The organism is Bhargavaea massiliensis (assembly GCF_050480245.1).
Lineage (GTDB): Bacteria > Bacillota > Bacilli > Bacillales > Anoxybacillaceae > Anoxybacillus.
The window spans coordinates 1-24113 of sequence record NZ_JBCNEQ010000025.1 but is presented as its reverse complement, the minus strand read 5'-3'; the positions used below and the strand labels follow the sequence as shown (position 1 = coordinate 24113).

At 41.4% G+C, this 24113-nt stretch carries 31 protein-coding genes; 5 read left to right on the top strand and 26 right to left on the bottom strand.

What is annotated here, in order from left to right; translation table 11 throughout:
• Nucleotides 1-8: 8 nt before the first annotated feature.
• The 12 genes from ABEV15_RS06515 to ABEV15_RS06460 all read right to left on the bottom strand — a co-directional run bounded on the left by ABEV15_RS06515 (nucleotide 9) and on the right by ABEV15_RS06460 (nucleotide 8990).
• A complete protein-coding gene (locus ABEV15_RS06515; RefSeq protein WP_429630605.1) occupies nucleotides 9-659 on the bottom strand; it encodes a heptaprenyl diphosphate synthase component 1 in 651 nt (216 codons plus the stop codon).
• Between the two features lie 60 nt (nucleotides 660-719).
• Entirely contained in the window at nucleotides 720-947 is a 228-nt protein-coding gene (gene mtrB / locus ABEV15_RS06510) for a trp RNA-binding attenuation protein MtrB (protein ID WP_004889838.1), read from the bottom strand.
• A 10-nt stretch (nucleotides 948-957) separates the two neighbouring features.
• Complete coding sequence (gene folE, locus ABEV15_RS06505; RefSeq protein WP_429630608.1) at nucleotides 958-1521, bottom strand: GTP cyclohydrolase I FolE; 564 nt, start codon at nucleotides 1519-1521, stop codon at nucleotides 958-960.
• Nucleotides 1522-1632: 111 nt separating this feature from the next.
• Complete coding sequence (locus ABEV15_RS06500) at nucleotides 1633-1905, bottom strand: non-specific DNA-binding protein Hbs (RefSeq protein WP_003394524.1); 273 nt, start codon at nucleotides 1903-1905, stop codon at nucleotides 1633-1635.
• Nucleotides 1906-2164: 259 nt separating this feature from the next.
• Nucleotides 2165-3643, bottom strand: a complete 1479-nt coding sequence (gene spoIVA / locus ABEV15_RS06495) for a stage IV sporulation protein A (RefSeq protein ID WP_429630610.1) — start codon at nucleotides 3641-3643, stop codon at nucleotides 2165-2167.
• Nucleotides 3644-3766: 123 nt separating this feature from the next.
• Entirely contained in the window at nucleotides 3767-4489 is a 723-nt protein-coding gene (locus tag ABEV15_RS06490; RefSeq protein WP_429630612.1) for a YphF family lipoprotein, read from the bottom strand.
• A gap of 15 nt (nucleotides 4490-4504) precedes the next feature.
• Nucleotides 4505-4708, bottom strand: a complete 204-nt coding sequence (locus ABEV15_RS06485) for a DUF2768 domain-containing protein (RefSeq protein ID WP_498852713.1) — start codon at nucleotides 4706-4708, stop codon at nucleotides 4505-4507.
• A 174-nt stretch (nucleotides 4709-4882) separates the two neighbouring features.
• On the bottom strand, nucleotides 4883-5905 hold the full coding sequence (locus tag ABEV15_RS06480) for an NAD(P)H-dependent glycerol-3-phosphate dehydrogenase (protein WP_429630617.1): 1023 nt from the start codon (nucleotides 5903-5905) through the stop codon (nucleotides 4883-4885).
• A gap of 12 nt (nucleotides 5906-5917) precedes the next feature.
• Entirely contained in the window at nucleotides 5918-7228 is a 1311-nt protein-coding gene (gene der, locus ABEV15_RS06475) for a ribosome biogenesis GTPase Der (protein WP_429630619.1), read from the bottom strand.
• Between the two features lie 90 nt (nucleotides 7229-7318).
• Nucleotides 7319-7501, bottom strand: a complete 183-nt coding sequence (locus ABEV15_RS06470) for a capping complex subunit for YIEGIA (protein ID WP_429630621.1) — start codon at nucleotides 7499-7501, stop codon at nucleotides 7319-7321.
• A complete protein-coding gene (locus ABEV15_RS06465) occupies nucleotides 7498-8394 on the bottom strand; it encodes a YIEGIA family protein (protein WP_429630623.1) in 897 nt (298 codons plus the stop codon). Before ABEV15_RS06465 ends, ABEV15_RS06470 begins: the two co-directional genes overlap by 4 nt.
• The gene (locus ABEV15_RS06460) at nucleotides 8391-8990 is read right to left on the bottom strand and encodes a YphA family membrane protein (protein WP_498852712.1); all 600 of its coding nucleotides are present in this window, start codon (nucleotides 8988-8990) and stop codon (nucleotides 8391-8393) included. Before ABEV15_RS06460 ends, ABEV15_RS06465 begins: the two co-directional genes overlap by 4 nt.
• Before the next feature lie 100 nt (nucleotides 8991-9090).
• Here ABEV15_RS06460 and ABEV15_RS06455 point away from each other — a divergent pair, with 100 nt between their 5' ends.
• Nucleotides 9091-9195, top strand: a complete 105-nt coding sequence (locus ABEV15_RS06455; RefSeq protein ID WP_088223253.1) for a YpzI family protein — start codon at nucleotides 9091-9093, stop codon at nucleotides 9193-9195.
• A gap of 50 nt (nucleotides 9196-9245) precedes the next feature.
• Here the strand turns inward: ABEV15_RS06455 and fni are convergent, their stop codons facing one another.
• From fni to ABEV15_RS06425, 6 genes are all read right to left on the bottom strand, one after another.
• The gene (gene fni, locus ABEV15_RS06450; protein WP_429630627.1) at nucleotides 9246-10295 is read right to left on the bottom strand and encodes a type 2 isopentenyl-diphosphate Delta-isomerase; all 1050 of its coding nucleotides are present in this window, start codon (nucleotides 10293-10295) and stop codon (nucleotides 9246-9248) included.
• Between the two features lie 12 nt (nucleotides 10296-10307).
• Nucleotides 10308-11447: a 30S ribosomal protein S1 gene (rpsA, locus tag ABEV15_RS06445; protein ID WP_429630629.1), complete on the bottom strand. Its 1140-nt coding sequence runs from the start codon at nucleotides 11445-11447 to the stop codon at nucleotides 10308-10310.
• A gap of 148 nt (nucleotides 11448-11595) precedes the next feature.
• Entirely contained in the window at nucleotides 11596-12177 is a 582-nt protein-coding gene (locus ABEV15_RS06440; RefSeq protein ID WP_498852711.1) for a lysophospholipid acyltransferase family protein, read from the bottom strand.
• Nucleotides 12174-12854 carry a (d)CMP kinase gene (gene cmk / locus ABEV15_RS06435; protein WP_498852710.1) on the bottom strand — a complete coding sequence of 227 codons (681 nt, stop codon included), beginning with the start codon at nucleotides 12852-12854 and terminating at the stop codon, nucleotides 12174-12176. The genes ABEV15_RS06440 and cmk overlap by 4 nt, the downstream gene beginning before the upstream one ends.
• 75 nt (nucleotides 12855-12929) lie before the next feature.
• Nucleotides 12930-13109, bottom strand: a complete 180-nt coding sequence (locus ABEV15_RS06430; RefSeq protein ID WP_429630635.1) for a YpfB family protein — start codon at nucleotides 13107-13109, stop codon at nucleotides 12930-12932.
• Nucleotides 13110-13162: 53 nt separating this feature from the next.
• Nucleotides 13163-13822, bottom strand: coding sequence for a flagellar brake protein (locus ABEV15_RS06425; protein ID WP_429630637.1), 660 nt, complete (start codon nucleotides 13820-13822; stop codon nucleotides 13163-13165).
• A 139-nt stretch (nucleotides 13823-13961) separates the two neighbouring features.
• On the opposite strand from ABEV15_RS06425, the gene prsW reads away from it, so the two are divergent.
• From prsW to ypeB, 3 genes are all read left to right on the top strand, one after another.
• Complete coding sequence (gene prsW / locus ABEV15_RS06420) at nucleotides 13962-14636, top strand: glutamic-type intramembrane protease PrsW (RefSeq protein ID WP_498852709.1); 675 nt, start codon at nucleotides 13962-13964, stop codon at nucleotides 14634-14636.
• Nucleotides 14637-14722: 86 nt separating this feature from the next.
• Nucleotides 14723-15583, top strand: coding sequence for a spore cortex-lytic enzyme (sleB, locus tag ABEV15_RS06415; RefSeq protein WP_498852708.1), 861 nt, complete (start codon nucleotides 14723-14725; stop codon nucleotides 15581-15583).
• A gap of 12 nt (nucleotides 15584-15595) precedes the next feature.
• Complete coding sequence (gene ypeB / locus ABEV15_RS06410; protein WP_429630643.1) at nucleotides 15596-16942, top strand: germination protein YpeB; 1347 nt, start codon at nucleotides 15596-15598, stop codon at nucleotides 16940-16942.
• A gap of 54 nt (nucleotides 16943-16996) precedes the next feature.
• Here the strand turns inward: ypeB and ABEV15_RS06405 are convergent, their stop codons facing one another.
• Together ABEV15_RS06405 and ABEV15_RS06400 are read right to left on the bottom strand one after the other, a co-directional pair.
• Nucleotides 16997-17977: a YpdA family putative bacillithiol disulfide reductase gene (locus ABEV15_RS06405; protein ID WP_498852707.1), complete on the bottom strand. Its 981-nt coding sequence runs from the start codon at nucleotides 17975-17977 to the stop codon at nucleotides 16997-16999.
• 69 nt (nucleotides 17978-18046) lie between these two features.
• The gene (locus ABEV15_RS06400; protein WP_498852706.1) at nucleotides 18047-19312 is read right to left on the bottom strand and encodes a Glu/Leu/Phe/Val family dehydrogenase; all 1266 of its coding nucleotides are present in this window, start codon (nucleotides 19310-19312) and stop codon (nucleotides 18047-18049) included.
• Nucleotides 19313-19495: 183 nt separating this feature from the next.
• On the opposite strand from ABEV15_RS06400, the gene ABEV15_RS06395 reads away from it, so the two are divergent.
• On the top strand, nucleotides 19496-20182 hold the full coding sequence (locus ABEV15_RS06395) for a PIG-L deacetylase family protein (protein WP_429630649.1): 687 nt from the start codon (nucleotides 19496-19498) through the stop codon (nucleotides 20180-20182).
• 27 nt (nucleotides 20183-20209) lie between these two features.
• Here the strand turns inward: ABEV15_RS06395 and ABEV15_RS06390 are convergent, their stop codons facing one another.
• From ABEV15_RS06390 to ABEV15_RS06365, 6 genes are all read right to left on the bottom strand, one after another.
• Nucleotides 20210-20797 (bottom strand): genetic competence negative regulator, encoded by a 588-nt coding sequence (locus tag ABEV15_RS06390; protein WP_498852705.1) that lies wholly within the window; start codon nucleotides 20795-20797, stop codon nucleotides 20210-20212.
• 81 nt (nucleotides 20798-20878) lie between these two features.
• Nucleotides 20879-21799: a MerR family transcriptional regulator gene (locus ABEV15_RS06385; RefSeq protein WP_498852704.1), complete on the bottom strand. Its 921-nt coding sequence runs from the start codon at nucleotides 21797-21799 to the stop codon at nucleotides 20879-20881.
• A gap of 84 nt (nucleotides 21800-21883) precedes the next feature.
• Entirely contained in the window at nucleotides 21884-22645 is a 762-nt protein-coding gene (locus tag ABEV15_RS06380) for a metallophosphoesterase (protein ID WP_498852703.1), read from the bottom strand.
• Nucleotide 22646: 1 nt separating this feature from the next.
• Nucleotides 22647-23021, bottom strand: coding sequence for a hypothetical protein (locus ABEV15_RS06375; protein ID WP_498852702.1), 375 nt, complete (start codon nucleotides 23019-23021; stop codon nucleotides 22647-22649).
• A gap of 46 nt (nucleotides 23022-23067) precedes the next feature.
• Nucleotides 23068-23508, bottom strand: coding sequence for a YpbF family protein (locus tag ABEV15_RS06370; RefSeq protein ID WP_498852701.1), 441 nt, complete (start codon nucleotides 23506-23508; stop codon nucleotides 23068-23070).
• A 60-nt stretch (nucleotides 23509-23568) separates the two neighbouring features.
• Entirely contained in the window at nucleotides 23569-24087 is a 519-nt protein-coding gene (locus ABEV15_RS06365; protein WP_064221151.1) for a LysM peptidoglycan-binding domain-containing protein, read from the bottom strand.
• Between the last annotated feature and the right edge of the window lie 26 nt (nucleotides 24088-24113).

Below are 24113 nucleotides of genomic sequence, written 5' to 3'. Positions count from 1 at the left end.
AACTGAAATCAAGCGAGGAGATGAGAGAATTGCTCTTTTACTTCTTTGTGTACATGAAACGGGAGAAGATCTTGTAATTTTCGCTTACAATGATCGATATAATCGACCGTTGCTTTCGATTTTGCTTCCTCGCGTTGAACGTGTTTTAGCGAGAACAAATAATATGCAAGCTCCCCCCACTCATCAGCATGAACATGTTTTGCAAGCTGACGAAGCAATGCTGATTCGATTACAGCGATGCAATGAAAGCGCTCAGGATCATCTGGCGACAGTTGCTGCAAGCGAATTTTCTGTATGTTAATTTCTTTTATCGCCTCGGCAAAGCGACGAATAAGAGAAATATCATGTCGCTGCGCTAAAAACTCGTAATACAATCCGCTATATAAATCTCCCGCAAGTACTGTTAATTGTTTTTGTTGCACCGTTTGTTGCTCATCTACTTCATCATGGGTATCAAGGGCGAGTTGAATTAACATCATGGCAAACACATAATCGAGCGCGATGTTTGCTTCCACTTGAGCTGAACGTAACATAGAAAGAGCAAACGATATGCGATCTTCGTCTATGATACGCGGTTGTATATAGCGATCTACATATGGATGGGCAATTGCCCGTTGAATGCGCGTTCGTACTTGTTCCATTTGCTGTTGCATATCCATGATTCATCACCCTTGCTTCCCAAAAACTCAAACTTTATTATATCATAAACGCCCTTCATGTTAACGATGATTTTTTGCGTCGGATTGGATTTCACCGTGTTGTGTTTGAATGAGCGCTTTTCCGCGCACTTTAATTGCTGATGTATGTTCTGTAAATTGCGCAATAAGCACTTCACCTTGATCAAGCTTTTCAGAATGATGGAAGCGCGTATCTGAACCGCGCGTTAACCCGATGACATTCACTCCGTCTTCTAACGCTTTAATCACCACATAGTCACCTTGCATCATACAATCCCTCCTATTTAATCAGCGCTAATATTTCGGCGCGAGCTTTGTCATCTGTTGCAAGCGTTCCACGTACCGCAGTTGTAACTGTTTTCGCTCCTGGCTTTTTCACACCACGCATCGTCATACACATATGTTCAGCCTCCACAACAACCATCACCCCATGCGGTTCGAGCGTCTCCATAATGGCATCGGCTACCGTTGCTGTAATTCGTTCTTGTAATTGCGGTCGTCGCGCAACAGTTTCGACCGTTCGTGCTAGTTTGCTCAATCCCGTCACTTTTCCACCACGTGGAATGTATGCGACGTGAGCCACACCAAAAAACGGAACGAGATGATGTTCACACATTGAATAAAACGGAATGTCTTTGACGAGGACAAGTTCTTCATGGTCTTCACTAAATACCGTTTGCAAGTGCACTTTCGGATCTTCGGTTAAACCAGAAAACATTTCCACATACATTTTTGCTACCCGCTTCGGTGTATCGAGCAACCCTTCACGATTTGGATCTTCGCCAATCGCTTCTAAAATTAAGCGAACCGCTTGTTCAATTTGTTGTACATTCATTTGTTGCATCCTCCTACCATTCAACTTCACGTAATCCGATTCTAGCACATAAAGATGAAAAAAGGCAAAAAAGAAGAGGCAGCTCGCAACCGGCTACCTCTTTTGGCTGTATGTAATTTCTTACTTCACAGCATCTTTTAACGCTTTCCCAGGTTTGAAAGCAGGGACCTTGCTTGCAGCAATTTCGATTTCTTCTCCTGTTTGCGGGTTGCGTCCTTTGCGCGCCGCACGCTCACGTACTTCGAAGTTACCAAAACCGATTAATTGTACTTTATCACCGTTTTTAAGCGCTTCTGTAATTGCGTCAAAAACAGCATCAACTGCTTTAGATGCATCTTTTTTAGAAAGGCCGCTTGCTTCGGCTACCGCGTTGATTAATTCCGTTTTGTTCATGCCACTCACCTCCTCCCAAAGCATATGTATCATACATCACTTTCAGTTGTCTACACTTTCTATTGTTTCTATACATTAACATGCCTTATATTAACTGATCCTTGCTCATAATTCAACATTTTTTCAGCAAAATCATGCAATTTGCCTATTATTCCCCAACGAACCTAACATTTTCTGAATAAAGATTATCATATCGCGCTTTTTGACTGCAAGAGAAAATTTTTGTTTCAAAGCAAAAAAGACCCCAAACGGAGTCTTTTTATAAAATGATCGCGATTAGTCCACCGGAGCCTTCGTTAATGATGCGCTCTAACGTATCTTTTAATTTATAGCGGGCATTTTCAGGCATAAGTGCTAGTTTCGCTTGAATGCCTTCACGGACAATCGAGCTGAGCGAACGACCAAAAATATCAGAGTTCCAAATCGAAAGTGGATCGTCCTCAAAATCTTGCATTAAGTAACGAACGAGCTCTTCGCTTTGTTTTTCTGTTCCGATAATCGGTGCAAATTCCGATTCGACATCAACTTTAATCATATGAATGGAAGGTGCGACCGCTTTTAACCGTACGCCAAAGCGAGATCCTTGACGAATAATTTCCGGTTCATCTAAGCTCATATCAGAAAGCGATGGCGCTGCGATGCCATAGCCTGTTTGTTTCACCATGCGAAGCGCATCAGCAATTTGGTCGTATTCCGCCTTCGCATAAGCGAAATCTTGCATTAATTGCAGCAAATGATCTTTTCCGCGTATTTCGACCCCTACGACTTCTTTTAAAATTTGATCGTACAACTCATCTGGCGCGTATAAATCAATTTCTGCAATACCTTGCCCCATTTCAATGCCGGCTAAACGAGCTTCATCAATAAAGTCATATTCGCTAAATTGTTGGACAACACGGTCGACATCGCGCAATCGCTTAATATCTTTCACAGTATCACGCACCGCATCTTGATAGCTCTCGCGCAACCAATGGTTTTCGCGCAATACCATGACCCAGTTCGGTAAATTGACGTTCACCTCTAATACAGGAAATTCATATAATGCTTCACGAAGCACTTGATACACATCGGCTTCCCGCATTCCTTCCACGCTCAAGGCTAGCACCGGGATGTCGTATTTTTCGCTTAATTGTTGCTTCAACGTTTCTGTTTCTGGATGTTGTGGACGTACTGTATTAATAATCATAATAAATGGCTTGCCAACTTCTTTTAATTCGTTGACGACACGTTCTTCCGCTTCAATATAATTTTCGCGCGGAATTTCTCCAATCGAGCCATCGGTTGTAACGACAACGCCGATTGTCGAATGTTCTTGAATAACTTTTCTCGTGCCAATCTCGGCTGCTTCTTGAAACGGAATCGGCTCTTCATACCACGGTGTGTGAATCATGCGCGGGCCGTTTTCATCTTCAAATCCTTTCGCCCCTTGTACCGTGTAGCCAACACAATCAACGAGGCGGATGTTCACTTCAATTCCATCATCTACTTTCACTTTCACCGCTTGGTTCGGAACAAACTTTGGCTCTGTCGTCATAATCGTTTTTCCTGCCGCACTTTGTGGCAGTTCATCTTGTGCCCGCGCTTTATCTGCTTCGTTTTGAATATTCGGAATGACAACAAGTTCCATAAACTTTTTAATAAATGTTGATTTGCCTGTTCGAACGGCGCCGACAACTCCTAAATAAATATCCCCGCCTGTTCGTTCCGCAATATCTTTAAAAAGATCGACCTTTTCCAACTGCCTTCCCTCCCTTATATTTAAAACATATGAGGACACTATATGCATATGTTGTTGTCCTATTTGTTTATGACTAAAAAATCCCTTCTCTAAAATGTATTTGGTTAGAGAAGGGATCATGACTTATTTCACAAGAAAAATTGGCTCTTTTTTCTTTTCATCAACGGTGTATGGAAGGGAATAAGCAGGTACAAAAAGCGAATGTTTCACAAGCAAATCGCGAATATCGTCACCATAACGATAGTTGTGCGCCTCGGTTTTCAGTTTTTCATACAAATCGATACGGTAGTCAATATAAATTTCTCCCTTGCCGTCAATAATAAGTGGAAGATTTTTTCCAGAATACGGGCTGACGATGTGAGGAGGTGCGTGTAAACGAAGTTTTTTATAATCGAGTGTAAATATCCCTTTCGCAAGCATATCCTTAAACGGTGGATAACCATGAGCATCTTGATACATGCGAATGCGCAACTTCAAATCGCGAATCGCTTCCGCAGCGCGCAAATCTAGCAGTTTTACCGTCGGATTTGTTTCGACATCGACGAGAACGTATTGATATACGCCGCCGCTTTCAAATGCATTGCCTGGCGGTTCAGCCATATATCGCGGAACGAGCAAGTTGAAATCAATCGGATATTTTTGATAAATCGGCGTTGCCATATCGCGCGTTTTGATCGGTAACAATCCACCTGTCGCTTGACGATATTCGTTTACCGCTTGTTGTACACGCTCGACTTGTTCTTTGTACGGGATTTGATTTTGAGCTAACCGCTCTTGCGGATATAAGCAACCTGATAATACGATCGCTATGACAACAACCATTGCAGGAAGTAGCCACTTTTTCATCATTCATCCATCCTTTTATTCTTGCACTGGTCCGCTAAATACGACAAACACAATAATGAGACCAGCGATGATCATACTTATGTATGCAATCGTTGCTAAAATCATTTTTATAATCTTATTTTTCACTTGATATCGACTGAAATAAATCGAAAATACAGCGATGAACATTAAACCGATTCCTGTTAACGAAATCCACATTTTTAAAAGACCCGGCGACATCGCTTTCCCTCGCTTTCTCTAAATTGCTACATAAAAAAGCTGAAGTAAAGCGGGGCTTCTTTACTTCAGACGATGACTAAACATGCACCATCCATTCAAGTCTGAGAATGTTTTCATAACATCGTATGCAATATAAATAACAAAGCTCTCTTCACATGCCTATTTCCAAGAAAATTATAACGAAATGTTTGCTAAATCTTCAAGTTCTGACGTTTTTCCACGCGCCATAAGCAAGTCTACTGCGCTTTTCACATCTTTTCCGTTAAATAATACATCGTAAAGAGCGTTTGTAATCGGCATATCGACATTCATTTTTTTCGCTAATTGATAGGCCGCTTTTGTCGTTCGCACTCCTTCAACAACCATTCCCATATTCGCTAGCACATCATCAAGCGCATATCCTTTACCGAGCAAATTGCCAGCACGCCAGTTGCGCGAATGGACGCTTGTGCATGTTACAATTAAATCACCAATTCCTGTCAAACCTGCAAATGTAAGCGGATTGGCGCCGAGGCGGCTACCGAGACGAGCCATTTCTGCAAGCCCGCGCGTCATAAGCGCTGCTTTCGCATTATCCCCGTAACCAAGTCCGTCGATAATTCCTGCTGCTAACGCAATAATGTTTTTTAACGCCCCGCCAATCTCTACTCCGATTAAATCTGGGTTTGTATATACGCGAAAATATTGATGATTCATAAATAAATCTTGAATGCGCTCGGCTGCTTCCATATTTTTCGATGATACTGTCACCGTTGTCGGATGGCGTAAGCTCACTTCTTCCGCATGGCTCGGTCCTGATAAAACGACGACGTCTTGTAACAAATGGGCTGGCATTTCTTCTTCAATAATTTCTGAAATACGTTTATGTGTATCCGGTTCGATTCCTTTGCTAACCGAAACGATCGTAATCGGCTGTTTCACGCATGTGCGAACGCGCTGTAATACATCGCGAATCGCTTTCGTTGGAACGGCTAATACGACCGTTTCAACCCCTTCAAGCGCTTTGGAAAGATCTACGTAGCCAACAATCGCTTCAGGAAGATGAATATTCGGCAAATATTTTTCATTCGTATGTTTTTCATTAATTTCATCGATTTGTTCTTGACGCTGTCCCCATAGCCGAACATGGTGTCCATTATCGGCAAGAACGATCGCCAAAGCTGTACCCCAACTACCTGCACCTAATACTGCAACCATCTGATCACCCCTTTAATTTCGCGGACGTGCAATGATTTTAATCGGCGTTCCCTCAAATCCGAACGTATCGCGAATCCGATTTTCCAAAAAGCGCTCGTACGAAAAATGCATTAATTCCGGATCGTTCACAAATACAACAAACGTCGGTGGTTTCACTGCTACTTGTGTCATGTAATAAATTTTTAATCGTTGGCCGTTATGTGTCGGTGTCGGATTCATTGCAATGGCGTCCATTAACACTTCGTTCAATACGTTCGTTTGGACGCGCATCGCGTGATTTTCGCTCACCATTTGAATGATCGGCAACAACTTATGCAGCCGTTGTTTCGTTTTTGCGGATACGAATACGATCGGTGCATAGTCGAGAAATTGAAAGTGATCGCGAATTTTTTTCTCAAACTCGTTCATCGTCTTTTCATCTTTTTCAATTGCATCCCATTTGTTTACAACGATGACGACACCTCGACCAGCTTCATGTGCATACCCCGCAATTTTTTTATCTTGTTCAATAATACCTTCTTCTGCGTTAATGACGACAAGTACGACATCCGAACGCTCAATCGCTTTTAATGCACGCAACACACTATATTTTTCGGTGCTCTCATATACTTTTCCTCTTTTGCGCATCCCAGCTGTATCAATAATGACATATTCTTGTCCATCGCGCTTAAACGTCGTATCGATCGCATCACGCGTTGTTCCTGCTATATCGCTCACAATGACCCGCTCTTCACCTAAAATCGCATTGACTAGCGAAGATTTGCCGACATTTGGACGACCGATTAAACAAAATTTAATGACGTCCGCATCGTACTCTTTCGTTTCTCGTTTCGGAAAATGTGCAACAACTGCATCTAACAAATCCCCGATCCCTAATCCGTGCGTACCAGAAATCGGAATCGGCTCTCCGAATCCGAGCGTATAAAAATCGTAAATGTTTTCACGCATGTCTGGATTATCAATTTTGTTCACAGCCAAAACAACAGGTTTATTTGAGCGATATAAAATTTTCGCTACTTCCTCATCGGCTGCTGTGACACCATCACGACCATTCGTCATAAAAATAATGACGTCCGCTTCATCAATGGCAATCTCGGCTTGTTGGCGAATTTGCGTCAATAATGGCTCATCGCCAATATCAATTCCTCCTGTATCAATGATGTTAAACTTTGTATTTAACCATTCTGCACTGCTATAAATTCGGTCGCGTGTCACTCCCGGTACATCTTCGACAATCGAAATACGTTCACCGACAATACGGTTAAAAATCGTGGACTTTCCGACATTCGGGCGACCAACGATCGCTACAACTGGTTTCGTCATATTCTCACACTCCTTCACTAAATTTCGAAACCCGAACAAAAAAGAAGCCCTTCGGTTGAAGGGTCTAGCTTTCCCATTTTATCAAAAAAATCAATGTTTCACAATAATGAGCAAATCATCGCTTAGCGCATGAGCAATACCATCTAAAATCGCTTCTAAATTCGCTGCGATTCGTTGCATTTCTTCCTCGTTTTCACAAATAAACGTAACTCCGCCAGCTACTTTATGCGGTGACGTCGTAATCACCGCTAAAATCACTTTCTCTACGGTCATTTTAACACCTTCCCTACTTGATTTGTTTCAGATTTCGTCGGCATACGAATCGCATTTTCTAACGCCGGTACGTTACAAATAATTGCTTTTGCTTTTTCGATATCTTTTTCTTGAGGCAAAATAAAAATACCGACTCGTCCATCATCTAAATCGCGCTTAGCGAGCGGCACGAGCGCTGGCGTGCCTGAGTCACGATACACCCCTAGCGCAGTCGAAACATCATGTAAAATCGCTTGCCGTTGTCCAAGATTGGCAATCGTTGAGCGAGCATTAAAATTTTTCGGCTTTAAAATAAATCCCATCCCATACCGTAAAATTTCTTCGCGTCGCGCTTCTAAACCGATATTCATGATATAAATATTGTCAACATATAATCCTGCTCCTTTAAAATGCGGTTTCACGTATTCTACGTCGACAATCTCACCAAGTCGGCTACCTGACATGAATTTGCGGGCCACAATAAACGAAATCGCAGCCGCAACAATCCCAAACCATATGTTCCAAACTAAGTAAGCAAGCGTACTTACAAATGATGCAAAAATAACTAAATAGTTTCTTCCTTCAAAAACGATGGCAATCCCTTCGATATACGTCTTGCCACGCGGCACAAGTTCATATCGGTCAAGTTCATTTAACGTATTGCGCTCCATATTGCGCACATCTCGAAATTGAGAAGCGGCTAAAGCTAAAAATGTAATCGCAGCAAATTCTTTTTCCATAATGGCTGGCACCGCAATCGTCCCAAGCCCTGCAGCAATAAAGCCGAGCGCTATATGAATAATTTTCCCATGCAAATATGTTGGATATTGACGATAATCTGTTTTTAATAAATATAGTCTCGTTAATATCCCGACTGTGACTCCAAATAAAATCGGATACGTATATTCGTTCACGTCTTAGCCTCCTTTGCCCTCTTTTGAAATCGTGTATCGATGTACATCGGCAGCTGTTCAAGCCATTCCCATATAAATAAACAGGCTGTGGCTAACGCCCAACCATCTAAAAAAAGAAGTGAACCAATCGGGTGAGGAAAAGAAAATTGTTTTAACACAAACGCATATAAAAAGTCACCTTGACAACAACTGACCGTCAAAACAAGGAACCGATCGTAAAATGAGCGATATAGTACAAACGATGTAAACAAAAGGACGAGCGCAAGCAACCATGTCGCTTCAGCAAACACCCAAACCGGATCGAACAATAATAAAAAATGAAAAGCTGCATACAACATCGTCATACTAGCACTTGCAAACGCAAAATAAATGAATGATATTCCTGTTTTTTCCATTACAAAAGAGTAGCTAACCATCAACATCAAGATGTATGCAAGTGACATGTGGAACGAATAAATAGTTACATCATGCGCAGACAACGTAATTAATAATAAAATATATAGGCAAATAAGCAGGCGCACACGATTTTTCGGAGCGAAAAAAGTGTAAATCATCCATAAACACCAAGAAAACCAATAAAAATAACCTCCTTCCACCGTAACACCTCCACTTTCCAGTATGTCTTTTTTTTAAAAAATTTAATCTTCACATGTGAAAAAAGAGAATGGGCAAAATAAAAACTAAGGAGGGATAAAGATGGGGAAAGATCGCCAAGAGAGAAAGTTAAAGCAATCGCGACGCGTGGAGTCCGATCGCGATCCTGCGAAAAATTTTAAAGGAAGCACAAAAACGGAAAAATAAGCTTCTACAAACATCAAAAAGGTGCCCCATTTTTTGGGACACCTTTTTCGTTATCGTTGGCTATAACGCGTTGTTTCAATACCTCGCTCGCGCAACCAATGATGCGTTTTTCCGGTAATGACGAGGGGAGCTTTTTGCAAATGAGCAATTGTAGGAGTGCCAAGTGCAGTCATAATGAGCGTTAAATCATCGTGCAATTGATCCACCTCTGCAATTAATGCTTCCACGCCTTGTTCAATAAGCAGGCGCAACATATAACCAGCCATTCCTACCGCCGAGGCGCCGAGCGCAATACATTTTGCGACATCAAGGGCGTGTTGTACGCCACCGCTTCCGATAATAGACATGCGCTGAACTTCCGATGCCACTTCCGCAATCGATGCCGTTGTTGTTATTCCCCACTCGTTAAAATAAGTGAGCTGTTGTTCACGCCGCTTATTTTCAATTTGCGCAAAATTTGTCCCCCCAAATCCACCGACATCAACGGCACACACACCAATATCTTCTAACTTTCGTGCTGTTTCTTTGCTCATACCAAAACCGACTTCTTTTACGATGACAGGCACGTCCACAGCGGAAACAATTTGTTCAATGCGTGAAAGCGCTCCGCAAAAATTACGATCCCCTTCAGGCATCACTAACTCTTGAACGACATTTAAATGAATTTGGATGGCATTTGCTTCAATCATATCAATCGCACGTTTAGCCTGTTCAACTGTTGCTTCACTACCTAAGTTGGCAAATACAATGCCATGCTCATTGACCTTGCGAATAATTGTGAACGTCTTCCGCTCTCGTTCGTCTTTTAAAGCGGCCATTTGTGAGCCGACGGCCATAGCAATGCCACATTGTTTAGCGACATAGGCGAGATGCTCGTTAATTTTCGTCGTTTCGTCGCCTCCGCCGCCTGTCATTGCATTAATAAACATCGGCGAACGTAAAGAAAGTTCGCCGATGTTTGTTCGTAAATCGATATGAGCAGTGGAAATATTCGGCAAGCTATTATGAACAAACGTCACATCTTCCAATCCGTGCAAACGACGTTGTCCTGTTGCAAGCGCATATTCAATATGTTGTCGTTTTCGTTTTGCACGTTCCACTGCAATCACCATTTATTTTAATTTTTTTAACTGCTCTCCAATGACCTCACCAATTTGAAATCCTGTCGTCGTCTCTGTTGATGTTGTATATTCACGATAATCTTCTTGCACGTCATCTTCAAGCAACTCACGAATGCTTAACGATAATCGTTTTTCTTGTTCGTTTACGGCAAGCACTTTAACTTTTACGACATCGCCTTCTTTTAACACTTCGTGCGGCGTTCCGATATGTTTCGTTGAAATTTGCGAAATATGAACAAGCCCTTCTACGCCTGGCAATACTTCGACAAATGCTCCAAATGGCGCCAAACGTTTCACAGTGCCTTCTAACACGTCGCCTTCTTTTATTTTTTGTTCAATGCCATCCCACGGAGCTGGCAATGCCGCTTTCATCGATAAAGAAACGCGACCGCTCTCCTCATCAATGGCAAGCACTTTGACTTTCACGACATCGCCTTCTTTTACGACATCTGACGGATGATCTACACGTGCATGAGCAAGCTGAGAAATATGTACAAGACCATCGACATCACCGATATTGACGAATACGCCAAAGTTTGTGATACGCGCAACCGTTCCTTCAAGCACTTGACCAACTTGAAGCGACTGTAATGCGGCTTTCTTTTTCGATGACTCTTCTTCTTCAATAACAGCTCGATGTGATAAAACGACGCGATTTTTTTCACGATCAAGCTCAATGACTTTTACAGCCAATGTACGTCCTTTGTAGTCTGTGAAGTCTTCAACAAAATCTTTTTCAACAAGCGAAGCTGGAATAAATGCACGGACACCAACATCCGCAACGAGTCCACCTTTTACAATATCTTTCACGACTACGTCAAACGTTTCACCGTTTGCAAGTTTGCGCTCAAGATCTTCCCAAGCTTGTTCCGCATCTGCTGCTTTTTTCGATAAAATAAGCGCTTCGTCTTCTACTTTTTTCACTTTCGCGATAACCGCATCTCCGGTGGACAGCACATCGCTTGCTTTTTCGATATGAAGGCTCGATAGCTCGCTAATCGGAATAATGCCGATAAGCTCGCTTCCTTCGACATCAACAAGCACTTGTTTGTCTTCTACTTTTGTTACGTGTCCTTTCACTGTGTCGCCTACTTCATAGACGCGCACATCGACTTGATTCATCTCTTCCATAGTGAATACCTCCTTACACTCCACACCTGCTCGACGACAGAAATATATGTTCAATGGGCGAACACCAATGTGCTCGTCCATTTGACACAAAGAAAAAACTTCCTTTTTTACTAATCTGTATTAAAATATGCATTTTGTCAAGTCACAACTATTGATGTTCATGTAAAAGTTGTTGAATATGTTCCATAATGACGGCTGTCACTTCATCGGCACTCGCTTTTCTTTCCCGCCATGGCGTAAAATCAATCGGAGCACCATATACAACTTTTAATCGCTTTCCGATCCGATAAGGCCCAACAATGGCACAAGGCACAACAACCGCATCGCTGCGCAACGCAAGAAAACCTGCACCTGCTAGCCCTTTTTTCAATTTCCCATCTTTGCTTCGCGTTCCTTCCGGAAATAGTCCAAGCACTTTTTTTTCCTTTAATAAAGCTAATGCGGTTCGTAACGCTTCACGATCACCCATTCCGCGCCGAACAGGAAACGCATGTAAATGAGAAACGAGCTGCTTAACGACAGGTGTGCGAAATAGTTCTTCTTTTGCCATAAAATGAACAGGTCGCGGGCATGTAATACCAACTACCGGCGGATCTAAATTGCTAATATGGTTCGCGCAAATAATAACAGCACTTTCTTTTGGGATATGCTCTATCCCACTTACTTCGATGCGGTAAAGCGGAGTAAGCACATGTTTCACAACCACGCGAGCAAACGTGTAAAAACTCACGACCCCTCCACCCTTTCTTGAACGATACGCATAATTCGCTCAACGACTTCATCAATGGATAACGATGTCGTGTCGATTTCAATGGCATCTTCCGCTCTTTTTAACGGAGCAACCGCACGCTCTGAGTCAATTTGATCACGCCGAGCAATCTCTTCTTTTAGTTGCTCAAGGTTAGACGGAATGCCGCGTGCCATATTTTCTTCATGGCGCCGTTTTGCCCGCTCTTCCACAGAGGCATGCAAAAAGATTTTTACTTCCGCATGTGGCAGCACATGTGTGCCAATATCGCGACCATCCATGACCACACCGCCATGTTGACCTAATTCGCGCTGACGTTTGACCATTTCTTCGCGAACGGCTGGATGTTTCGCAACATACGATACGTTATTGGTTACATCGTTTTTTCGAATTTCTTCTGTAACATTTTCACCGTTTACCAACACAAGCTGTCCAGCTGGCGATGGCTTTAATTCAATATATGTATCATGAAGCACATTCATTAATTGTTTTTCATCATGAACATCCACTCCACGCTGAAGAGCGCAATATGTTAAGGCGCGATACATCGCTCCCGTATCAATATAAACGTAAGATAATGCTTCAGCTAATCGTTTCGCGACCGTGCTTTTTCCAGAAGCTGCCGGTCCGTCAATCGCGATCGAAATTTTCTTCTCCATAATGCCCCCCGTACATCGTTTTGTTTTCAACAAAAAAGCAGGAACGCTCCTGCTGCTTATATTGTATCATACCGTTTATCGTTGGTCGAACGTTTCAATCGTTTTTGTTGCGGAATTTTTTATGACACCTTCGTAATGAATGACTTTCACGATATAAGGTGCAAATGACGAATGAGAAACGATCAATTGAGCGATACATAAAAAAATAAATTGAATAATAGCCAACTTCCATAACATTCGTTCAACCGTCTTCATTCGTCTCTCCCTTTCTGTTATTTTATTTTTATTATGGGAGACATCGACCTTCTTTATGCGTCAAATTGTTCCTTTTTTCTCAGTTCAAGCTGTTTTTCAAAACTGTAGCGAATTAAAGTGAGACGGTCAACATCGCTAACTTCTAAAAATTCCAAAGACGCCTTTGGAACGTTTTCTTCAAATATACGAACAACACGCGCAGGAAAACGCAAATAATGATAATCTCCTGAACGCATATGGAGCACAAGCCAAATTTCGATCGTCATTCCATGTTTTAATCCTGTTTCATGATGCGGCAATACAATCGCTGCACCGCCAGCACTCATGTCGCTTGTAACGGTCGTAAATGGTGCAAACTCATCATTTAGTGGATGAATGGCAACATCTACAATCGCCTCAACACGCACAAATTGGCGACGTTGAATGCGAAGGAGTTGATTGTCCCCAGGGTATGATAAAATGAGAAGTGGGATATTCCGCTTTGTTCTTCCTAACACTTCCGATTCAAACGCATAAACCGCTTCATCTTCGCCGACAAAACTTGCTTTTAATTGCGTTCCGTCTAATAAAAAAGCGGTGCGATTCGTGCTCATATCAATCGGATAATCAATATAAATTTTTCCATTTTCTATCTCTGCAACTTTACATTTGTACTTTTCCATTTGCTCACTATATTTCGGCTCAAGCGTTAAAGGCACCCCAATTTTAATCAATGTATAAATCCCCCCTCGCTAACAACATTTCCTTCTTTATTTTTGTTCTGTGAAAAATACACCTCACAGCATTTTCAATTTGACAATAACATGATACCATCAAAATGAAAAGAAAAGAATTGGGAACGAGGAAGAAATTATGTGGGCTATTATTTCTGCGGGGATCGCCCCCGGATTAGCGTTGCTCAGCTATTTTTATTTAAAAGATGAATACGAAACAGAGCCGTTGTCACTTGTTTTGCGCATGTTTTTATACGGTATGTTTTTAGTATTTCCGCTTATGTTTATCCAACATGTATTAAAAGTTGAGCATATGTTGCCAAATGCTTTTGTTGAAGCGTTTTTATCAACAAGCTTGCTTGAAGAGTTTTTTAAATGGTTTGTGTTTTACTATGCGATTTATGATCATCGGGAATTTAACGAACCGTATGATGGCATCGTTTACGGCGTAAGTGTATCACTCGGATTTGCGACGCTCGAAAACATTTTATATTTGTTTGCAAACGGAGTAGAATTTGCGGTTACGCGTGCGCTTTTACCCGTATCAAGCCATGCGTTGTTTGGGGTCATCATGGGCTTTTATTTAGGGAAAGCGAAATTCGGTTTACCTGAAAAAGAAAAAAACTATATATGGCTGTCGTTTCTTCTTCCGTTTGTATTTCACGGCATATATGATTATATTTTATTAACTCAACAACGTTGGATATATTACATGCTTCCGTTTATGATTTTTTTATGGTGGCTCGCTCTACGCAAAGTAAAGCTTGCGAGAGGAATGACAATCGATATGACTCAATCATCAAGCCAAGCGTAACGCTTGGTTTTTTTATGTATAAAAACGTCATTGTGACAAAAAATAGCGTCAAAAGGTATTGTTTACACACCAAGGGAGGAGTCACAATGCGCAAATGGTTCATTTGTTTATTTTTGATCTTTTCGTTCAGCTATACATCGGAGGCTTACGCGTTTTCAAACCAAGTCATTCAACGCGGAGCTGTAGGTGATGATGTTATTGAATTGCAAGCAAGGTTGCAATATCTCGGTTTTTACAGAGGAAAAATTGATGGAGTGTTCAGTTGGCGAACGTATTGGGCGTTACGAAACTTTCAATCCAAATTTAAATTGCCTGTCGATGGTTTGGCAGGAGAAAAAACAAAACGAAAACTTGTACGTGCTTCAAAATATTACAAATCGTTTGTTCATAACAATTTGCGAAAAGGAAACGCCTTTACTCATTACGGTGGCGTTCCGTTAAGCAAACAAGTGAAAGCACGTCAGTTAAGCAAACGAGTGAAAGCACGTCAAACAAAAACGAGAAATCAAGCGACAGCTACAAGACGCGCTAATTCAAAACGAAATGCCGTCAAACGTATGAGAGCAGCTGCTGCGAACGTTCCAAACGGCTTTTCCCAAAATGATATACAACTGATGACAAACGCTGTATACGGAGAAGCGCGCGGCGAACCGTATATTGGGCAAGTGGCTGTTGCGGCTGTTATTTTAAATCGTATCAATAGCCCTTCGTTTCCAAAAACAGTAGCTGGCGTCATTTTTGAACCCGGAGCGTTTACAGCTGTATCAGACGGACAAATTTGGCTTACTCCGAACGAAACAGCTCGCAGAGCTGTGCTTGATGCGCTAAACGGATGGGATCCATCAGGTGGCGCACTATATTATTTTAATCCAGATACAGCGACAAGCGCTTGGATTTGGAGCCGTCCGCAAATTAAACGAATTGGAAAACACATTTTCTGTAAATAGGAGGGGAGTTTTTTGCTACGAATTTTACTCATTGCAGCACTATCGATTGGCGTTGCTGGAACAGCCTATTGGGGATATCAGGAACACCAGCAAAAAAATGCGATTTTGATTCATGCGGAAAACAATTACCAACGCGCATTTCACGATTTAACTTATCAAATTGATTTGCTTCACGATCAAATTGGAACGACGCTGGCGATGAATTCTCGGCAATCGCTATCGCCAGCACTTGCAGAAGTATGGCGTCTCGCCGCTGAAGCGCATGCAACAGTCGGACAATTACCACTTTCTCTTTTACCGTTCAACAAAACAGAAGAATTTTTATCGAATATTGGTTCTTTCAGCTATCGTGTAGCCATTCGCGATTTAGATAAACAGCCGTTAAATGCAGAGGAATATAAAACATTGCAACAACTATACAAAAAATCTGCTGATATTCAACAAGAGTTACGAAACGTACAACATCTTGTATTAGAAAACAACTTACGCTGGATGGATGTCGAGTTAGCACTTGCGACAAACAATCATCCAAACGACAACACCATTATAAATGGATTTAAGACGGTTGAGAAAAACGTACAATCTTATAATGAAACTGATTTCGGTCCTTCATTTACAAGCGTCGAAAAAAGAGAAAAAGGATTTGAACATATTTCTGGGAAAAAGATTACAAAAGAAGAAGCGAAACAAATTGCAAAAACGTTTCTCGGTTTAAAAGGGAATGAAAAAATCGAAGTCGTTCATAGCGGAGAAGGTGCAAGTGATGCATTTTATAGTGTGACGATTAAAAATCCGAAAACGAAGAGTGAAACGTATATGGATATTACCGAAAAAGGAGGATATCCGATTTGGGTCATTGAAAATCGTCCTGTTAATAAACAAAACATCAGTTTAAACGAAGCGACGATGCGCGGGCTTCAGTTTTTAAAGCAACATAAATTTAACAACTTTGAATTGTACGAAAGCACTCAATATGATCATGTTGCTGTACTCACATTCGTTACGTCGCAAAATGGAGTTCGTATTTACCCCGAGTCGATTAAAATGAAAATCGCGTTAGATGACGGAAACATTATCGGCTTTTCCGCTCGCGATTACTTATCGTCAAAACGTGAACGAACGATTCCAAAACCAGCAATTTCAATTGAGCAAGCGCGCAAAAAAATGAATCCGAATGTTACCATTATGGAAGAAAGAAAGGCGATTATCATGAACAACATGAATGAAGAAGTGCTTTGCTACGAATTTTTAGGAACGCTCGGAGACGACACATATCGCATTTTCATTAATGCACAAAATGGAATCGAAGAAAAAGTAGAAAAACTTCAAAACCCTGAACCGATTTATGGTGAAATATAGGGGGGGCTAAACATCCCCCCCTTTTTTTTCGTGCTAATAAAAGCGTCCGAACGTTTACTCGGACACTTTTTTCTCTCTTTCGGCGATGCATGCGGCAATGAGGTCACCGTGAAAACGACCGTTTTCAATAAAAATTTCATTGGCGTTATTTCCGGCCGCAATGACACCCGCAATAAAAATGCCTTCCACGTTTGTTTCCATCGTTTCTGGGTTATACATCGGTCTCCCTGTTTCAGCATCGATATGAACGCCCATTTTCTTTAAAAAATCATGATCGGGATGGTACCCCGTCATGGCAAAAACGAAATCGTTTTTTATTTTCTTCTCTTCACCATTTACCGTATAAATGACCGCATCTTCGGTAATTTCTTTCACATGAGCATTGAATTCCATCGTAATGACACCTTGACGCACAAGCGAGTCAAACTCAGGTAAAATCCAAGGTTTAATGCTGGAAGAATATTGTGAGCCGCGATATAAAACGGTGACGCGCGCCCCCGCTTTTACAAGTTCTAACGCTGCATCAACGCTTGAATTTTTCCCGCCAATGACGACACAGTCTGTATTGTAGTACGGATGTGCTTCTTTAAAATAATGCGTCACTTTTGGCAAATGCTCTCCAGGTACATTCATATAATTTGGATTGTCATAATACCCTGTTGCAATAATGACGTACGTCGCTTCGTACGTATCTTTACTTGTCTCAACAATGAACGTTCCGTCCGCTTGTTTCGTCACACGCTCTACTTTTTCAAACGCATAAACGCGAATATTTTTCCGCGTCACAACTTCACGGTAATAAGCAAGAGCTTGATTGCGCTTCGGCTTTCGGTTTTCTGTAATAAACGGCACACCGCCAATTTCCAAGCGGTCGCTCGAACTAAAAAATGTTTGATGTGTCGGATAATGATATAGTGAATTCACGATATTTCCTTTTTCAATGACAAGTGGTGAAAAGTTGGCGTGTTGCAATGCAATCGCAGCAGCTAATCCACACGGTCCTCCACCGACAATAATGATTTGTTCCTTTTTCACTTGACGCTCACCTCAATAAAAAATCTCCTATCATACAATGATAGGAGATTTTCCTCATTCATGCAAACATTAAATCCAGCCACGGAAACGGCACGCTTCCGCCATTTTACGTACGCCGACCATATACGCGGCTAAGCGCATATCGACGCGACGCGCTTGCGCTGTCTCATATACGTTATTGAACGCTTTAATCATCACTTTTTCAAGCTTTTCTTCTACTTCTTCTTCCGTCCAGTAATATCCTTGGTTATTTTGCACCCATTCAAAGTAAGAAACCGTTACTCCTCCAGCGCTTGCTAACACGTCAGGAACGATTAAAATGCCGCGCTCTGTTAAAATTTCAGTCGCTTCTAATGTCGTTGGACCGTTTGCCGCTTCAACGACAATTTTCGCTTTAATGTTATGCGCGTTTTCTTCTGTAATTTGGTTTTCAATGGCAGCTGGAACTAAAATATCACAGTCTAATTCAAGTAGTTCTTTGTTTGTAATTGTATTTTTAAATAGTTTCGTCACCGTACCAAAGCTGTCGCGACGATCTAATAAATAGTCAATATCAAGACCGTTTGGATCATATAAACCACCGTATGCATCAGAAATGCCGATCACTTTCGCTCCTGCATCGTGCATAAACTTTGCTAAGTAGCTTCCAGCATTTCCGAATCCTTGCACAACAACGCGTGCACCTTTTAAGTCAATCCCTCGCTTTTTCGCGGCTTCACGAATGCAAATTGTAACCCCTTTTGCCGTTGCTGTTTCACGACCGTGAGAGCCACCTAACACAAGCGGTTTTCCTGTAATGAATCCAGGTGAGTTAAATTCGTCAATTCGGCTATATTCATCCATCATCCACGCCATAATTTGTGAGTTTGTAAACACATCAGGCGCAGGAATATCTTTTGTTGGGCCGACAATTTGGCTAATGGCGCGAACGTAACCGCGGCTAAGTCGTTCTAATTCGCGGAATGACATCGTGCGTGGATCGCACACAATTCCACCTTTTCCACCACCATATGGTAAATCGACAATGCCGCATTTTAAACTCATCCAAATAGAAAGTGCTTTCACTTCCCGTTCTGTCACGTTCGGATGAAAGCGAATACCCCCTTTAGTTGGACCGACCGCATCGTTATGCTGTGCACGGTAGCCAGTAAACACTTTTAACGAGCCATCGTCCATGCGCACCGGGATTTTAACCGTTAACATGCGCAAAGGCTCTTTTAACAGCTCATACACCTCTTCAGGATATCCGAGCTTTTCAAGCGCTCTATGTATGACGATTTGTGTTGCTCGTAGCACATCATGTTTTTCTTCATTGGTATGCTTTTCGGCTACCATTTGTAAACCTCCCATGACCGTTTGTAAAATATTGTCCGCCTTTCTTGTCATAGTATACACTTTCTATACGTATATGCAAAGAAGTTTTTAGCGATTTTTTGTAATCGTTTTCAAAAAAATCGTTCATTCACATAAGAAAACGAAAGCGATATAATGAACGTACGACAGAAAGGGGCGAGGAAAATGAAAAAACGAATTTTATTTTGTTTTGCACATCCTGATGATGAGACGTTTACTGTAGGAGGATTGCTTGCTTCATTAGCGAAACGTGAGGATGTAGAAACGATCGTATATAGTGCAACGCTTGGCGATGCAGGAAAATGTGGCAACCCACCTGTTTGTACAAAAGAACAACTGCCACACGTACGGAAAAAAGAATTAGAACAGGCGGCTGCCATTTTAGGTATCGATCACGTTATTACCGATACATATCCAGATGGAAAGCTGCCTGAATATGAAGAACAACTTGTTGAGACGATTCATCATATGATTGAACAATATAAGCCGAAGGTTGTCGTAACATTTCCACCGCACGGTATTTCTGGCCACCGAGACCATCAAGCGATTCAACGAGCGACATATCGTGCGGTGACAGCGATGGATCATATTGTGGAACAATTGTATTATGTGACTGTCGTTGGTCGTTCTGATCGCTACGGTGATCCGATTGAAAACATTGATATCGTCTTCACGTTTACTGATGAAGAGGCAAAAAAAGTGCGCCAAGCTTTACTTGCGCACCGCACGCAACATTTATCGGTTGAGCGCGTATTTCCAACTGTTCACCACGATTCATTCCATAAATTTCAAAACCGTGAATATTTTATACGCGCATGGTCAAAAGAAAGCGACCCACCTTATCCATTTTAAAAAATAACCTTCGCTCGTATGCGAAGGTTATTTTTTTACAAAATATTGATATAGCTGGGCAATCGCTTCATTTGCGATCAACTTTTTGCCGTACTCTTCGACGCGATAAATCGTTAACGTGGACGGACTTCCGTATTCAGCCAAAATAGCAACAAAGTCATCTGTTGGAATGACAGATTCAGCAAAATGTAAATAAAAGCGCCCTTCATAACTGTAAAGCGAACCGCCACGACAACCGAGCGAATAAAGACGCGTCGCTAATTGAATGACATCCTCAAATGTTTGGAATTCAAAAAATATATCATCGCTTTCATCTAGCGTTACTTGCATTTCAATATAATCGTCGCTAAACTCGTCTTCCTCATCTGTCATCTCGCCTTCGCTCGTTACGATTACGACCATGCCCTGTGCCGGTAAAGAGTACACTTCAACAGCGACCGACCCAGCAATTTCAAAGCCGAGCTCCTCACTTGCTTCCTCAATCATATCACGAAATAGCTCATGCACTTTGAACGTATCTTTCCATAAATCTTCTTTCGTTAAACCGCGCTCGACTAAATCGTCAAATGTGAGGAATATTTTAATTTTATTGTAGTTTAAGCGTTCAAGCCGCATAAACATCCCTCCTTACCTACACAGACTTTACTGTTAGCATATGACGAACATGTAGAAATGTTCGTCATATTACTAATGAGTTTACATCGTTTTCTCCCTTTTAGACAAGTATTTTTCATTGGATTTTAACCATTCATCCCATTGCTCTTTTGACTGCCCGAGAAAATGATCGCCATATTTACTTTTCATTTGTTCATCGACTTCATCAAACGCTCGTCCCCCAATTCCAATACGAATCGCTGGGTATGTTTGTTTCAATTGATCAACGAGCTGCAACGTCGCCCGTACGTTTTGTTGTAACGTGCACGATAAAAAAATATAACATGGTTTCACTTCATTAATGACAATCAGTAAATCATGATGGTCAATGGTTGCACCTAAATAAATAGTCTCGTATCCTTTTCTGCGCAAATATAACGTAAAAATAAGTAACCCTAGTTCATGCCATTCGTTTGGCCCGCAAACTGAAATCGTTTTTGGAAGCAAGCGATGAACCGGAAGCATGGAAAACGCCATCCCAAGCCGTGAACGTAAAAAAGCGGAAGCAAAATGTTCATGAGCGCTCGTAATTTTTCCGTTTTCCCATAAATCTCCGATCCGTACAAGAAGCGGGCTTAACAAGTCAAGCGCGACTTTGTCAACCGTATATAAACTAAACGCCTCATTGAGCAATTCATGCGCTTTCCATTCTTCAAACGATAAAAGCGCCTGCAACAACCGTTCGCGAAGCGTAGTAATGTGATCTTCTGCTTGCATGCGCACTTCTGCAGGACGTTGTTCTAACAAAGAAACGGCTTGACTAATCGTAAATCCTTGATTCACTTTATCAACGAGCCATTTTAATATTTGAACTTGTTCCTCCGTATATAGTCGATGTCCAGCCTCATTGCGTGGCGGAGCGATCATTTGATAGCGACGTTCCCACGCTCGTAACGTTCCAGGCTGAACGCCTAGCATGTTCGCTACCGCCTTCACATTATATTTTCCTTCTTGCGCTGACATATAAAATCCTCCATATCTCGCGTCATTCTATCAACACATTATAGCGGATATGAAGGAAGTGTGTAAAATTTGTATAAGTTTTGCTTAATGTTTTTCATGTTTGATCTCAATGAGATGCGTCTCCGCCCGCGCGCCGAAACGAAGCGGAAGCATCGTTGTTCCATACCCGTTGCTAACAAGTAGCATCGTTCCATTCACGTTTTGTAACCGTCCTTTTTCATATAACCCAAACGGCCCAAAACGAATTTGTCCACCGTGCGTATGCCCGCTTAAAACAAGGGCAATTTGATGTTCTGGGACTATTTTTTGAATGATACGTGGATCATGACTTACAACGATTCGAAAGCTTGCGTCTTCTGCATCGCTTAAAGCAAGATCGAGCCGGTCTCTCCTTTTATTCATATCATCTACTCCAATTAAAGCGATGCGATCACCTTGTTCACTTTCAAATATGACCGCTGTATTATCTAATATTTTCACACCGCTTTCAAGCAATTGTGCATCTAATTCATGGTAGTCTACTTCGTAATCATTATTTCCCCAAACAAAGTAGACAGGACCAAGCTCCTTTAACCGCTCAATATTTTGTTTGACACGTGAAAAAGGAACCCCTTTTTCCGTTAAATCGCCGCCAATTACGACGATATCAACTTTCCCTTTTAACGAACGAATAAACGTTTCGGGTAAACGACGACGATGAATATCTGAAATAAAAAAAATACGAAAGCGAGAAAAGCTTTCTGGAAACGTCGAAAATGACAATGATTGAAAAATGACCCGATTGCGATGCGCTTCGATCCACATGTATACGATAAATGCTACAAATGCTACTACAATATACACCATTTCAACTTTTCCTCTCCTTGTACACACTCATGGACATCATACCATATACGAAAGAAAAGAGGAAAAAAATTGCCGTTTTTTTCACATCAATCATCGCTAATATAATAAAAGTTAGCAAAACAACGTATGAAAGGAATAGCCCTTTTCGATTCGTTGCTTCCTTTCGCCATGCTTGTAATGTATTCCAAGTCGCCGTACGAATTAACACGGCGTTGGCAATAAAACCGATGAAAAAACTGACGAGCGCAAAAAATGTTTTCATTGGATCAAAAATCATATCCGTTAAAAATGTAACTAATACGAACGGCTCCACCGTTGGCGTCCAAGCGATCATAAAATATCCACATAGCAAACCAACAATAAAAAGAAACCACATGTTGCTCCCTCCCGCCATTAGCATATGAAATGAGCGAGAGGAGTGTTCATTTGTTTTCATGGTATAGTTGAATATCGTATGTTTCTTTCATCCATGTAAAAAGGAGATGTCGCTTTTGCCACACCTCTTCTTGAAGCAATTCGCTACTTTTTTGAATGAACTCACAACGAAGTGCATGAAAATCTTGCTCGGCTTTTTCGCTTTTCTTTTTACAAAATGAAACAAACCAACCAAGCGATCCAACGAATGCAGTAAACCAAAGAATGCGTTCATCATCAATCGCTGCTACAATCATTCGTTCTGTAGACGAATGATTTGGAATAACAACCGTTTGGTATATATACAATCCAAATAAAGCGAGTGAAAACAAAAACAAAATGAACGACCACTTCATTCTTTTTTTCATGTCTTCCCATTCTCTTTTATGCGTTATCATTCGTTGTAAAATCGCCTTTGTCACTTCATCTAATTCAATTGGGAAAATCATAGCCACCCCTGCCGATCGTGTTTTACTACGATTGTATGTCCATCGACAAAGTGGTATACCTTATTTTCCATTCATATTTGGAATTTTTAACACTTGTCCTTTTTGTAGTTTCATGCTCGTTAAATGATTCCATTCTTTAATGAGGTCCATTCCTTTTTCATTTCCGTAATATTTCATCGCAATGCTATATAACGTTTCATTTTCTTGTACGGTATGATAAATAAAAGATGATTCTGTTTCATTCGATTCTTGTTCCTCTTCTTTTGCTTCGTTTTCAAGCGGTTTTTGTTGTGGCTTATGCCCTTTTTGTTGATCGACATCAATAGTCTCATAGCTTTCATCATCAATCGTCACGACTTGGACGGGACGCTTCTCAACTAAGTGATATATGCTGTAAATGGAAATCGGCAATAAAACGAAAAAGAGCGCAAGAATGCGAACGAGTGGATGTTTAACTTTCCATTTCGTTTTTTTCTTTTTATGCACTTCGCTGCGCGGTGGCAACTGAAGCTCATCTTCTTGTTGCTTACTAATATTATCCATTTTTTCACGCAAATTTTCCGCTTGGTCTTTACGCATCGTTTGTCACGAAACTTACGCAAGGA

Excerpts from the sequence above, each read along its gene's own strand:
- ABEV15_RS06515 (WP_429630605.1), bottom strand. The coding sequence starts at position 659 with ATGGATATGCAACAGCAAATGGAACAAGTACGAACGCGCATTCAACGG.
- mtrB (WP_004889838.1), bottom strand. The coding sequence starts at position 947 with ATGATGCAAGGTGACTATGTGGTGATTAAAGCGTTAGAAGACGGAGTG.
- folE (WP_429630608.1), bottom strand. The coding sequence starts at position 1,521 with ATGCAACAAATGAATGTACAACAAATTGAACAAGCGGTTCGCTTAATT.
- ABEV15_RS06500 (WP_003394524.1), bottom strand. The coding sequence starts at position 1,905 with ATGAACAAAACGGAATTAATCAACGCGGTAGCCGAAGCAAGCGGCCTT.
- ABEV15_RS06490 (WP_429630612.1), bottom strand. The coding sequence starts at position 4,489 with ATGAAAAAGTGGCTACTTCCTGCAATGGTTGTTGTCATAGCGATCGTA.
- ABEV15_RS06485 (WP_498852713.1), bottom strand. The coding sequence starts at position 4,708 with ATGTCGCCGGGTCTTTTAAAAATGTGGATTTCGTTAACAGGAATCGGT.
- ABEV15_RS06480 (WP_429630617.1), bottom strand. The coding sequence starts at position 5,905 with ATGGTTGCAGTATTAGGTGCAGGTAGTTGGGGTACAGCTTTGGCGATC.
- der (WP_429630619.1), bottom strand. The coding sequence starts at position 7,228 with ATGACGAAACCAGTTGTAGCGATCGTTGGTCGCCCGAATGTCGGAAAG.
- ABEV15_RS06470 (WP_429630621.1), bottom strand. The coding sequence starts at position 7,501 with ATGACCGTAGAGAAAGTGATTTTAGCGGTGATTACGACGTCACCGCAT.
- ABEV15_RS06455 (WP_088223253.1), top strand. The coding sequence starts at position 9,091 with ATGGGGAAAGATCGCCAAGAGAGAAAGTTAAAGCAATCGCGACGCGTG.
- rpsA (WP_429630629.1), bottom strand. The coding sequence starts at position 11,447 with ATGGAAGAGATGAATCAAGTCGATGTGCGCGTCTATGAAGTAGGCGAC.
- cmk (WP_498852710.1), bottom strand. The coding sequence starts at position 12,854 with ATGGAGAAGAAAATTTCGATCGCGATTGACGGACCGGCAGCTTCTGGA.
- ABEV15_RS06430 (WP_429630635.1), bottom strand. The coding sequence starts at position 13,109 with ATGAAGACGGTTGAACGAATGTTATGGAAGTTGGCTATTATTCAATTT.
- prsW (WP_498852709.1), top strand. The coding sequence starts at position 13,962 with ATGTGGGCTATTATTTCTGCGGGGATCGCCCCCGGATTAGCGTTGCTC.
- sleB (WP_498852708.1), top strand. The coding sequence starts at position 14,723 with ATGCGCAAATGGTTCATTTGTTTATTTTTGATCTTTTCGTTCAGCTAT.
- ABEV15_RS06400 (WP_498852706.1), bottom strand. The coding sequence starts at position 19,312 with ATGGTAGCCGAAAAGCATACCAATGAAGAAAAACATGATGTGCTACGA.
- ABEV15_RS06395 (WP_429630649.1), top strand. The coding sequence starts at position 19,496 with ATGAAAAAACGAATTTTATTTTGTTTTGCACATCCTGATGATGAGACG.
- ABEV15_RS06390 (WP_498852705.1), bottom strand. The coding sequence starts at position 20,797 with ATGCGGCTTGAACGCTTAAACTACAATAAAATTAAAATATTCCTCACA.
- ABEV15_RS06385 (WP_498852704.1), bottom strand. The coding sequence starts at position 21,799 with ATGTCAGCGCAAGAAGGAAAATATAATGTGAAGGCGGTAGCGAACATG.
- ABEV15_RS06380 (WP_498852703.1), bottom strand. The coding sequence starts at position 22,645 with ATGGTGTATATTGTAGTAGCATTTGTAGCATTTATCGTATACATGTGG.
- ABEV15_RS06375 (WP_498852702.1), bottom strand. The coding sequence starts at position 23,021 with ATGTGGTTTCTTTTTATTGTTGGTTTGCTATGTGGATATTTTATGATC.
- ABEV15_RS06370 (WP_498852701.1), bottom strand. The coding sequence starts at position 23,508 with ATGATTTTCCCAATTGAATTAGATGAAGTGACAAAGGCGATTTTACAA.
- ABEV15_RS06365 (WP_064221151.1), bottom strand. The coding sequence starts at position 24,087 with ATGCGTAAAGACCAAGCGGAAAATTTGCGTGAAAAAATGGATAATATT.